This window comes from Pseudomonas vranovensis DSM 16006 (assembly GCF_000425805.1).
In the GTDB taxonomy this organism is placed as follows: domain Bacteria; phylum Pseudomonadota; class Gammaproteobacteria; order Pseudomonadales; family Pseudomonadaceae; genus Aquipseudomonas; species Aquipseudomonas vranovensis.
Genome location: NZ_AUED01000003.1, coordinates 183832 through 195654 on the forward strand (window position 1 = coordinate 183832; position 11823 = coordinate 195654).

At 62.4% G+C, this 11823-nt stretch carries 10 protein-coding genes; 2 read left to right on the top strand and 8 right to left on the bottom strand.

Annotated elements, in window-relative coordinates:
* Positions 1–225: 225 nt before the first annotated feature.
* The gene (lptF, locus tag H621_RS0107885; protein ID WP_028942858.1) at positions 226–1341 is read left to right on the top strand and encodes an LPS export ABC transporter permease LptF; all 1116 of its coding nucleotides are present in this window, start codon (positions 226–228) and stop codon (positions 1339–1341) included.
* A complete protein-coding gene (gene lptG, locus H621_RS0107890; RefSeq protein WP_028942859.1) occupies positions 1334–2395 on the top strand; it encodes an LPS export ABC transporter permease LptG in 1062 nt (353 codons plus the stop codon). Before lptF ends, lptG begins: the two co-directional genes overlap by 8 nt.
* A 115-nt stretch (positions 2396–2510) precedes the next feature.
* Here the strand turns inward: lptG and H621_RS0107895 are convergent, their stop codons facing one another.
* From H621_RS0107895 to H621_RS0107930, 8 genes are all read right to left on the bottom strand, one after another.
* On the bottom strand, positions 2511–2999 hold the full coding sequence (locus tag H621_RS0107895; protein WP_028942860.1) for an RDD family protein: 489 nt from the start codon (positions 2997–2999) through the stop codon (positions 2511–2513).
* Between the two features lie 95 nt (positions 3000–3094).
* Positions 3095–3307 carry a cold-shock protein gene (locus tag H621_RS0107900; RefSeq protein ID WP_010220199.1) on the bottom strand — a complete coding sequence of 71 codons (213 nt, stop codon included), beginning with the start codon at positions 3305–3307 and terminating at the stop codon, positions 3095–3097.
* A gap of 348 nt (positions 3308–3655) precedes the next feature.
* Positions 3656–4780, bottom strand: coding sequence for a glycine cleavage system aminomethyltransferase GcvT (gene gcvT / locus H621_RS0107905; protein ID WP_028942861.1), 1125 nt, complete (start codon positions 4778–4780; stop codon positions 3656–3658).
* Positions 4781–4808: 28 nt separating this feature from the next.
* Positions 4809–6185 carry an L-serine ammonia-lyase gene (locus H621_RS0107910; RefSeq protein WP_028942862.1) on the bottom strand — a complete coding sequence of 459 codons (1377 nt, stop codon included), beginning with the start codon at positions 6183–6185 and terminating at the stop codon, positions 4809–4811.
* Positions 6186–6271: 86 nt separating this feature from the next.
* Positions 6272–9127, bottom strand: coding sequence for an aminomethyl-transferring glycine dehydrogenase (gcvP, locus tag H621_RS0107915; RefSeq protein WP_028942863.1), 2856 nt, complete (start codon positions 9125–9127; stop codon positions 6272–6274).
* 9 nt (positions 9128–9136) lie between these two features.
* Complete coding sequence (gene gcvH, locus H621_RS0107920) at positions 9137–9520, bottom strand: glycine cleavage system protein GcvH (protein WP_028942864.1); 384 nt, start codon at positions 9518–9520, stop codon at positions 9137–9139.
* A gap of 290 nt (positions 9521–9810) precedes the next feature.
* Complete coding sequence (locus H621_RS0107925; protein ID WP_028942865.1) at positions 9811–11319, bottom strand: sigma-54-dependent transcriptional regulator; 1509 nt, start codon at positions 11317–11319, stop codon at positions 9811–9813.
* A 112-nt stretch (positions 11320–11431) separates the two neighbouring features.
* Positions 11432–11794, bottom strand: a complete 363-nt coding sequence (locus tag H621_RS0107930; RefSeq protein ID WP_028942866.1) for a DUF5064 family protein — start codon at positions 11792–11794, stop codon at positions 11432–11434.
* Between the last annotated feature and the right edge of the window lie 29 nt (positions 11795–11823).

Here is an 11823-nt window from a genome sequence, read left to right on the forward strand (position 1 = left end):
GCCGCGTGGTCGCGTGCCAGTGATAAAGCTGCCAGTTTGAGCCTGCATGGACTGCCCTGACAACCCCGATATGAAGCATTGCAAGCCGCCAAGTGACAGGCACGGCCAATCACAGGATAATGCGCCAACTTTTATCCAGGTTCGCATTGGCGAGCCGGTAACTATCTTGGCAGTTATGTATTCCTTGTTCGGCTGTCCGAGCCTGACAACCCAGGAGTGTCTGGTTTGATCGTCTTCCGTTATCTGTCCCGTGAGGTCCTGGTGACCCTGAGTGCCGTCAGCGCCGTGCTGTTGGTCATCATCATGAGCGGGCGCTTCATCAAGTACCTGGCCCAGGCGGCCCAGGGCATCCTCGATCCGGGTGTGCTGTTCCTGATCATGGGGTATCGCCTGCCGGGCTTCCTTCAATTGATCCTGCCGCTGGGGCTGTTCCTCGGGATTCTCCTGGCCTATGGCCGGCTCTACCTGGAAAGCGAGATGACCGTGCTCTCGGCGACCGGCATGAGCCAGCAGCGCCTGCTGCGCATGACCATGGCGCCTGCGGCACTGGTGGCTTTGCTGGTGGCTTGGCTGAGCCTGGGCCTGGCGCCTCAGGGCGTGACCAAGGTCGCCCAGATCATCAACCAGCAGGATGCCCTGACCGAATTCGACACCCTGGTGCCAGGGCGATTCCAGACCTTGCGCGACGGCACGCGGGTCACCTACACCGAGCAGTTGTCCGAAGACCGCGGCAACCTGGGCGGCGTGTTCATTTCCGAGAAGCGCTTCTCCGAAGACAAGACCAAGGAGCGTGCGCCCTCGGTACTGGTCGCCGAGAAGGGCCGGCAAGAAGTCGGTGCCGACGGCAATCGCTACCTGATCCTGGAAAACGGCTACCGCTACGATGGCAACCCAGGCCAGGCCGACTACCGCGCGATCAAGTACGACACCTATGGCGTGTTGCTGCCCAAGCCTGAGGTCAGCGAAGAAATCACTGACCGCGAGGCGATCCCGACTTCCGATCTGATCGGCCACGACGGCCTGCGCGAGCGTGCCGAGCTGCAATGGCGCCTGTCGCTGCCGCTGCTGGTGTTCATCGTGACCCTGATGGCAGTGCCGCTGTCGCGGGTCAACCCGCGCCAGGGCCGCTTCCTCAAGCTGCTGCCGGCGATTCTTCTGTATATGGCGTACCTGACAATGCTGATTGCCGTGCGTGGCGCCCTGGAGAAAGGCAAGCTGCCGATCGGCCTGGGTATCTGGTGGGTCCACGGGCTGTTCCTGTTCATCGGCCTGGGCTTGATGTACTGGGAGCCGATGCGCCTCAAGCGTGCCGCTCGCCGTGCGGAGGTGGCCCATGGTTAAGCTCGACCGCTACATCGGCAAGAGCGTCCTGGTGGCCATTCTTGCCGTGCTCGGGATCATCCTGGGCCTGGCCTCGCTGTTCGCCTTCATCGACGAAATGGGCGACATCAGCGACAGCTACACCCTGATGGATGCCGGCAATTTTGTCTTGCTGACGGCACCGCGCCGGCTCTACGACATGCTGCCGATGGCGGCGTTGATCGGCTGCCTGATCGGCCTGGGCAGCCTGGCCAGCAGCAGCGAGTTGACCATCATGCGCGCTGCCGGTGTGTCCATCGGGCGGATCGTCTGGGCGGTCATGAAGCCGATGCTGGTGCTGATGCTGGCTGGTATCCTGATCGGCGAATACGTAGCCCCTGTGACCGAGAACAAGGCCCAGGCCGATCGTTCGCTGGCCCAGGGCAGTGGTGAGGCACAGAGTTCCAAGCGTGGCATGTGGCACCGCCAGGGCGAGGAGTTCGTACACATCAACTCCGTGCAGCCCAATGGCCTGCTGTATGGCGTCACCCGCTATCGCTTCGATAACGAGCGTCACCTGGTCACCTCCAGCTTTGCCCGCCGGGCGCAGTACCAGGACGACCATTGGCAGCTGAGCGACGTGACCACCACCCACTTCCGTGGCGATCACACCGAAGTGGTCAAGGCACCGGCAGAGCGCTGGGATGTAACCGTCACGCCGCAACTGCTCAATACCGTGGTGCTGGCGCCTGAGTCGCTGTCGATCACGGGCCTGTGGGACTACATCCACTACCTGTCCGACCAGGGCCTGAACAATGCCCGCTATTGGCTGGCGTTCTGGACCAAGGTCCTGCAGCCGATGGTGACGGCGGCGCTGGTGTTGATGGCCATCTCTTTCATCTTCGGCCCGTTGCGTTCGGTAACCCTGGGCCAGCGTGTGTTCACCGGCGTGCTGGTGGGCTTTGTATTCCGCATCGCCCAGGACCTGCTGGGGCCATCGAGCCAGGTGTTCGGCTTCCCGCCGCTGCTGGCAGTGGTGATCCCGGCGGCAATCTGCGCCGGCGCCGGCTGGTGGATGTTGAGACGCGCTGGATAGCACAAAAAAGCCGACCCAAGGGTCGGCTTTTTTGTGCCCGTTGGTGCGGGCTTGCCCCGCGATAGCGGAATATCAGGAAGATCGCTATCGCGGGGCACGCCCGTTCCTACAGTGGTTATTTGGTGCGTTTGGGGACGCGTACCAGTTGGGTGTCGGAGTAGATGTCATGCCAGCTGCGCTGGCGCTTGTCGAACAACGACCAGATAAAACCCAGCCCCAGGCACAACCACGAGGCAATCGCGACCACAAAGCGCAACAGGGCTTGCCACAAGCTGATGGCGCTGCCATCGGCATTCTGCACGCGGATGCCCCACACCTGCATGCCCAGGGTCTGGCCACCGTGGGTCCAGAACTTGGCGAAGAAGCCGAACAGGACGAACACCAGCACCGTCGACAGCAACGGGTCGCCATCCAGGGCGCCGGCGTCGGTCATGGCACGCATGCGCGTTTCGCCGATGATTGCCATCTGGATCATCTTGTAGATGCCAGCGGTCACGATCAGCAGTGCAGTACACAGCAGGAAGTCATAGAACATGGCCGCCAGGCGCCGACCGAGGCCAACGGCGGGGAAGTCGCCCTGGGGCTGTAACAACGGCTTGGGCATACGCGGGGCCCTCCTTGCGCAAAACGCCCATTCTACGGAATTGCGCGCACAAAAAAGCCCCTGCTGTTGCCAGCAGGGGCTTTTTATATCGGGAATCAGGCTTCCGCGATAACTTCGTCAGCCTGCATGCCTTTCTGGCCCTGCACGGCGATGAAGGTGACTTTCTGGCCTTCTTTCAGGCTCTTGAAGCCGTTACCCTGGATAGCGCGGAAGTGTACGAACAGATCCGGACCGCTTTCTGGAGTGATGAAACCAAAACCTTTCTCGTCGTTAAACCACTTGACGGTACCGCTCTGACGTTGGGACATTGTCTTATTTCCTTTGAAACTTAGAATTAGTAACAGCTTCTTCCAAATGAAAGAGTACTGGGCTGGGTTGCAGGAAAGTAAGAGACGTCGAACGGGTTGTAGCAATCTCAGCGCTACTGCCCAGGTCACGAACCATAGCGACCCATGCAAACACAGTGCAGTGACTCTACGCTAACTCTGTCGGCAAAAACAAGCCCTCAAAGCCGCTCCCGCTCTACCTTTTAGCGTCCGTTCGGTCGATTTTTTCCGGCTCATTCCAGACCATGCCGCGATGCTTTTCGAAAGTTATAAAACGCGTTCGAATTCGAAAACCCGAACGCACTATGACACAAAGTTTCAACTAACGATTCAGCCGCGGTAGTAGCGCTGCGCAACGAATGGCATCTTGCTGACTTTCATTGCAACACGCTTGCCACGCACGATGGCCCATACCGGGGTATCGACTGCGGTATATGCGCTATCGACATATCCCATTGCCACGGGGCCTGCCAATGTCGGGCCAAAACCACCGCTGCATACTTTGCCGATAACAGTACCGGCCTCATCGACAATCTCGGCCTCTTCACGCACCGGCGTACGTTCCTGTGGCAGCAGGCCGACGCGTTTGCGTGCAACGCCATTTTGCTGTTGGGCGAAGATCTGCTCGGCACCCGGGAAGCCACCGGCACGGCCACCATCGGCGCGTCGCACCTTGGAGATGGCCCACAACAGGCTCGCCTCGATTGGGGTGGTCTGCGCGTTCATGTCATGGCCGTAGAGGCACAGGCCGGCTTCCAGGCGAAGGGAGTCGCGAGCCCCCAGACCAATGGCTGCCACTTCCGGTTCGGCCAGCAGGCGACGGGCAAGTGCTTCGGCCTGGTCGGCCGGTACCGAAATCTCGAAACCGTCTTCGCCGGTGTAGCCCGAGCGGCTGACAAAGCAGTCCGCACCCAGCAGTTGCACGGGCTGGAACTGCATGAAGGTCATCTTCGCAACCGCGGGCGCCAGGCGCTCCAGCACCTTTACCGCCGCCGGGCCTTGCAAGGCCAGCAGGGCGCGTTCCTCGAACAGTGGCACGATCTGGCAGTGCTCGCCGATGTACTTTTGCAGGTGCGCCAGGTCCTGGTGCTTGCAGGCGGCGTTGACCACCAGGAACAATTCGTCGTTGCCCAGGTTGGCAACCATCAGGTCATCGAGGATGCCACCGTGTTCATTGGTGAACATCGCGTAGCGTTGCATGCCCACGGGCAGATCGATGATGTCCACCGGTACCAGGGTTTCCAGGGCCTTGGCGGCGCCGGCACCCTGAAGGCGGATCTGGCCCATGTGAGAGACATCGAACAACCCGGCCTGTTCACGGGTATGCAGATGTTCCTTCATGACCCCAAGCGGGTACTGCACCGGCATGTCGTAGCCGGCGAACGGCACCATGCGCGCGCCCAGTTCAAGGTGCAGGGCGTGCAGCGGGGTCTTTTGCAGTGTTTCGGTGGACATTGATGACTCCTTGGTGCGTGAGAGGGTGTCAGCATTCGATGATGTTGACGGCCAGACCGCCGCGGGCGGTCTCCTTGTATTTGCTTTTCATGTCGGCGCCGGTCTGGCGCATGGTACGAATGACCTTGTCGAGGGAGACGAAGTGCTGGCCGTCTCCCCGCAGCGCCATGCGCACCGCATTGATGGCCTTGACCGAACCCATGGCGTTGCGCTCGATGCAGGGCACCTGGACCAACCCGCCAATCGGGTCGCAGGTCAGGCCCAGGTTGTGTTCCATGCCGATTTCGGCGGCGTTCTCGACCTGCTGCACCGTGCCGCCCATGACCTCGCACAGGGCGCCGGCGGCCATCGAACAAGCCACGCCCACTTCGCCCTGGCAGCCGACTTCGGCACCGGAGATCGAGGCGTTTTCTTTGTAGAGAATGCCGATGGCGGCCGCGGTGAGGAGAAAGCGCACCACGCCATCTTCATTGGCTCCGGTGATAAAGCGCATGTAGTAGTGCAACACGGCCGGAACGATGCCGGCGGCGCCGTTGGTGGGCGCAGTGACCACGCGCCCGCCAAAGGCGTTCTCTTCGTTCACCGCCAGGGCGTACAGGTTGACCCAGTCCAGCACCGAGAGAGCATCGCGCAGGCTGGCTTCCGGGTTGCTGCATAACTGGCGATACAACGCTGCCGCTCGACGTTTGACCTTGAGCCCGCCCGGCAGGATGCCTTCGTTGCGACAGCCGGCGGCGACGCAGTCCTGCATCACTTGCCAGATGTGCAACAGGCCGCTGCGGGTTTCGCTCTCCGGTCGCCAGGCCGCCTCGTTGGCCAGCATCACCTGGCTGATTGCAAGGTTCTGTGCGGCGCAATGGCCGAGCAGTTCCTTGGCGGTCTTGAACGGGTAGGGCAGTACGGTGCTGTCTTCGACAATGCGGTCGGCACCGGCGGCGTCTTCATCGACGACAAAGCCTCCGCCCACCGAATAGTACTCGCGGCTACGAATCTGCAAGCCCGCGGTGTCAAAGGCGCGAAAGATCATGCCGTTGGGGTGGTAGGCCAGGGGTTTGCGAATCATCGCCAGGTGCTGCTTCTCGATGAATTCGATCTCGTGTTCACCCAGCAACCTGAGCCTTCCACTGCTGCGGATAGCCTGCAGGCGGGCAGGAATGCTTTCGGTGTCGACGCTGTCGGGATGTTCGCCTTCAAGCCCGAGCAGCACGGCCTTGTCGCTGCCGTGGCCCTTGCCGGTGGCGCCGAGCGAGCCGTACAGCTCGGCCTTGACGCTGACCGTAGCCTTGAGCAGATCGTCGCGGCGCAGCCCTTCGGCAAAGCGCGCGGCGGCACGCATGGGGCCGACGGTATGGGAGCTGGAGGGGCCGATGCCGATCTTGAACAGGTCGAAAACGCTCAGTGACATGGTCGTACCCTCGTGTTGGGTGGGAAGCCATCGCGGGGCGAGCCTGCTCCTACCGGGTAGGAGCGGGCTTGCCCCGCTATCAGGACTCAGACGTCCTGATAGCTCTCGATCGACGGGCAGGCGCAGACCAGGTTACGGTCGCCGAAGACGTTGTCGACACGACCGACCGGTGGCCAGTACTTGCCTTCAACCAGGGTGGCCAGCGGGTACACCGCTTGTTCGCGGCTGTACGGGTGGCTCCACTCGCCGGCGATTTCAGCGGCGGTGTGTGGTGCGTTCTTCAGCGGGTTGTCGTCCTTGTCCAGGCTGCCGTTTTCCACTGCGCGAATTTCTTCGCGGATGCGGATCATCGCGTCGCAGAAACGGTCCAGTTCTTCCTTGGACTCACTTTCGGTCGGTTCGATCATCAGCGTACCGGCCACCGGGAATGACATGGTCGGGGCGTGGAAACCGAAGTCGATCAGGCGCTTGGCCACGTCGTCGACGCTGATGCCGCTGCTGTCCTTGAGTGGACGCAGGTCGAGGATGCACTCGTGTGCGACCAGGCCGTTGCTGCCGGTGTACAACACAGGATAGTGCTCTTCCAGGCGGCGGGCGATGTAGTTGGCGTTGAGGATCGCCATTTGCGAGGCGCGCTTGAGGCCGGCACCGCCCATCATGCGGATGTACATCCAGGTGATCGGCAGGATGCTGGCGCTGCCGAATGGCGCTGCGCAGACCGCGCCCTGTTTGTTCTCCATATGACCGTGGCCTGGCAGGAACGGTGCCAGGTGCGACTTGACGCCGATCGGGCCGACACCCGGGCCGCCACCGCCGTGGGGAATGCAGAAGGTCTTGTGCAGGTTCAGGTGCGAGACGTCGCCACCGAACTTGCCAGGGGCGCACAGGCCGACCATGGCGTTCATGTTGGCGCCGTCGATGTACACCTGGCCGCCGTTGTCGTGGATGATCGCGCAGATCTCGCCGATGGCTTCCTCAAACACGCCGTGGGTCGATGGGTAGGTGATCATCAGCGCGGCGAGGTGTTCACGGTGCTCGATGGCTTTGGCGCGCAGGTCGTCGATATCGACGTTGCCGCGGGCGTCACAGGCGGTCACCACTACACGCATGCCAGCCATGTGGGCGGTGGCCGGGTTGGTACCGTGGGCCGAGGATGGGATCAGGCAGATGTCGCGGCGGGCATCGCCACGGCTCTGGTGATAGGCGCGGATGGCCAGCAGGCCGGCGTATTCACCCTGGGAGCCGGCGTTGGGCTGCAGCGACACGGCGTCGTAGCCGGTGGCGGCGCAGAGCATGGCTTCCAGCTCGTTGGTCAGTTGCTGGTAGCCCTGGCTTTGCTCGGCAGGTGCGAACGGGTGCAGATTGCCGAACTCGGCCCAGGTCACCGGGATCATTTCGCTGGCGGCGTTGAGCTTCATGGTGCACGAACCCAGCGGGATCATGGTGCGGTCCAGGGCCAGGTCCTTGTCGGCCAGTTTGCGCAGGTAGCGCATCAGTTCGGTTTCGCTGTGGTAGCGGTTGAACACCGGGTGTTCGAGGATGGCCGACTGGCGCAGCAGAGCGGCAGGCAACCGGGCCTGGACGCCGTTGGCCAGGTCGCTGAAATCCGGGGCAGTCTGGCCGTCGGCGAACAGTTGCCACAGGGCCTCGACGTCAGCCTGGGTGCTGGTTTCATCCAGTGACAGACCCAGGCGCTGGGCATCGATCTGGCGCAGGTTCAGGCGCTGGGTGCGGGCCTTGTCGTGCAGGGCGGCGGTGGCGTCGCCCGTGGCCAGGGTCAGGGTATCGAAGAAGGCTTCTACTTCGACGTCGACGCCCAGTTGCTCGAGACCGGCCTTGAGAATGGCGGTCAGGGCATGGGTGCGCTGGGCGATCTGCTTCAGGCCCTGCGGGCCGTGGTACACGGCGTACATGCTGGCGATGTTGGCCAGCAGCACCTGCGCGGTGCAGATGTTGCTGGTGGCCTTTTCGCGGCGGATGTGTTGCTCGCGGGTCTGCATGGCCAGGCGCAGGGCCGTTTTGCCGAAGCGGTCGATGGACACGCCGACCAGGCGGCCCGGCATGTCGCGCTTGAACGCATCGCGGGTAGAGAAGTAGGCCGCGTGCGGACCACCAAAGCCCAGCGGTACACCGAAGCGCTGGGCGCTGCCGATGGCGACGTCTGCACCGAACTCGCCTGGTGGGGTCAGCAGGGTCAGGGCCAGCAGGTCGGCGGCGACCGCCACCAGGGCGTTGGCGCCGTGGAAGCGCTCGACCAGCTCGCGGTAGTCGAAGACTTCGCCGCTGCTGGCCGGGTACTGCAGCAGTGCGCCGAAGAATGCGCTGACATCGTCCAGCTCGCGCTCGTCACCCACGACCACTTCGATACCCAGTGGCTCGGCACGGGTACGCAGCACGTCCAGGGTTTGCGGGTGGCAATGCACCGAGGCGAAGAAGGCGTGGCTGCCCTTGTTCTTGCTCAGGCGCTTGCAGAAGGTCATGGCTTCGGCAGCGGCGGTGGCCTCGTCGAGCAGGGAGGCGTTGGCGATCGGCAGGCCGGTGAGGTCGCTGATCAGGGTCTGGAAGTTTAGCAGCGCTTCCAGGCGGCCCTGGGAAATTTCAGGCTGGTACGGGGTGTAGGCGGTATACCAGGCCGGGTTTTCCAGCAGGTTGCGCAGGATCGGCGCCGGGGTATGGCAGTTGTAGTAACCCTGGCCAATGAAGCTCTTGAACAGTTGGTTATTGCCGGCGATGGCCTTGAGCGAGGCCAGGGCATCGGCTTCGCTCTGGCCAGCGCCGAGCTCCAGCACGCTGGTGCCCTTGATGCTGTCAGGGATGACGGCGGCGCTCATGGCTTCCAGGGAGTCAAAGCCCAGGGTGGCGAGCATGTGTTGCTCGTCGGCCTGGCGCGGGCCGATGTGACGAGCAATGAATTCGTTGGCAGTGCCGAGGTAGATGGTCATGGCGAGTCCTCAGGCGTCAGCGTTGGCTTTGATCAGGCGGTCGTAGGCGTCCTGGTCGAGCAGTTGCTCGACGGCGCCGGCTTGGGCCGGGATGAAACGGAAGAACCAGCCTTCTCCCAGCGGGTCTTCGTTGACCAGCTCAGGGTTGGCTTCGAGCTGTTCATTGACAGCCACTACTTCACCGCTCAGGGGCATGTACACGCCGCTCGCGGCCTTTACCGACTCGACGGTGGAGGCTTCGGCGCCCTGGTCGTAGTTTTGCAGCTCCGGCAGTTGCACATAGACCACATCACCCAGGGCATTCTGGGCGAAGGCGGTAATTCCGACGGTGACGCTGCCGTCGGCTTCCGTACGCAGCCATTCGTGATCTTCGGTAAAACGCAACTCGCTCATGGAAACTCCTCGGGGCCGCAGGGGGCGGCAGTGGACATGGCTCAGGAACGGCGCTGAGCACTGGAATGAGTAATCCATTAGCAATAACGCGGCCATTTATAAAATATCGTTATAAATCAGCTAGTTATAAAATATCTTGAACGCAAGAAATCCCAGTCTGTAACGAAATCGCTACAGCCTGGGGTGATAAAAAAAGCTTAAAGGGATCAAACCCTTGCACTACGGCGTTGAAACTCGACTGTATTGATATCGTTACGCTGTATCGTTTTCAGTACGGTCGACCTGCGTATTCAGGATCGGGTCGGGATGCCGTACTTGCGCAGGCGATGGGCGATGGCGGTGTGGGAGGTTTGCAGCCTGCTGGCCAGCTGGCGGGTGGACGGGTAGCGGGTGTAGAGCTTCTGCAGCAGGCTGCGTTCGTAGTCTTCCATTGCCTGCTCGAGGCTATCGACCTCGCCGTCGTGTTCACGGGCTACCGAGGTGCCGGCGATGTCCAGGTCGCCGATGTCCACCAGGTTGCCTTCACAGATCGCGGCAGCACGGAAAATCACGTTCTGCAGCTGGCGCACATTGCCCGGCCAGCGGTTGCCCAGCAGTGCCGGGTAGGTGCCCGCCGTCAGGCGGCACAGTGGTCGCTGGATCTGGGTGCAGGCCTGCTGCATGAAGTAGCCGGCCAGCAGGAGGATGTCCTGGCCGCGCTCACGCAGGGGCGGCACTTGCAGGTTGAGCACGTTGAGGCGGTAGAACAGGTCTTCGCGGAAGGTGCCCTCGGCGACCATTTTTTCCAGGTCGCGATGAGTGGCGCTGAGGATACGAACGTTGACCTTGACCTCGCGATCGCCTCCCACCCGGCGAAAGCTGCCGTCGTTGAGAAAGCGCAGCAGCTTGGCTTGCAGGTAGGGCGACATTTCGCCGATCTCGTCTAGAAACACGGTGCCCTGGTTGGCCAGTTCCATCAGCCCCGGCTTGCCGCCACGCTGAGCGCCGGTGAAGGCACCGGGTGCGTAGCCGAACAGCTCGCTTTCGGCGAGGTTCTCCGGCAGCGCCGCGCAGTTCAGCGCCAGGAATGGCGCGCTGTGACGGCTACTGATGGCGTGGCAGGCGCGGGCCACCAGTTCCTTGCCGGTGCCGGTCTCGCCATGAATCAGCAACGGCGCATCCAGGGCTGCGACGCGCAGGGCGCGGGCCTTGAGGGTGCGGATCGGTGGTGAGTCGCCAAGCAGGGCATCAAAACCCTCAGCGTGATCGTGGTGCAGGGCCGAGAGCCGCTCGCCGATACGGTTGGGCTGGTACAGCGTCAGCAGGCCACCGGCGTTGGTGATGGGGGTGGCGTCGAGCAACAGCGTCTGGCCATTGAGCACCACTTCGCGCATGGGCAGGCGAAACCCTTGCTCGATCAGCGCTTCGAGCAGGCCAGGGTCGTCGAACAGGTCGACCACCGAGCGATCGGAGGGCTCCTGGCCGCACAGGTCTACCAGCGCCGGGTTGGCCAGCAGCACGTGGCCGGCGCTGTCCAGTGCCAGCACCGGGTCGCTCATGGCGGCGAGCAGGGCATCGAGCTGCAGGTGGCGGCGTTGGCCAGGGAGAATGTCCACGACCCGTACAGACTGCACGCCATGCACGTTCAACAAGGCGTCGTGCAGCTCTTCAAGTACATGGGGGCTGAGGGTCGGGGCGTCGATATAGACATTGGGTGGGACCATCTCCACCGCGTCCAGGTTGAGGTTGCGGGCGCCGAGCAGGGCCAGCACTTCCTGGGTGATGCCAACGCGGTCGATGAAGCTGACGTGGATGCGCATGGGGGAGGGGTCAAGGCTTACGAAGGCGGGGAGTATGCTGTGCAGACGAATCGCGGGGCAAGCCCGCTCCTACACTGTAGGAGCGGGCTTGCCCCGCGACGAATTCGCAAACTTACTCGAAATGTTCCGGTTTGATCGGATCGCCGGATTTCATGTTCAGCTGTACGCGGACGTCCTCGAACATGGCGTCGTAGTGCTTGTGTACCGAGCCAATGCTGCTATAGGCCTTGGGGATGCCGTACTTCTCGGCAATCTTGGTCACGTTGCTGGCGAAGTTGTATGCCTGCTCCTTGGGCAGGAAGAACGACTCACTCATGTCCTTGCCCTGGATCGAGCCGTGCATTTTGAACTGCATGCCCTTGCCTTCCTTGGGGTCGGTGGCAACTTCGTAGTCGATGTTCAGGTCGTAGCTGACGTCGTCCTTGGTCAGGGCATGACGCTCGATATGCAGGTGACCGGGGGTGAACTGGGCCATGGCGGGCTCCTCTGGAAGGTTGAAACGGG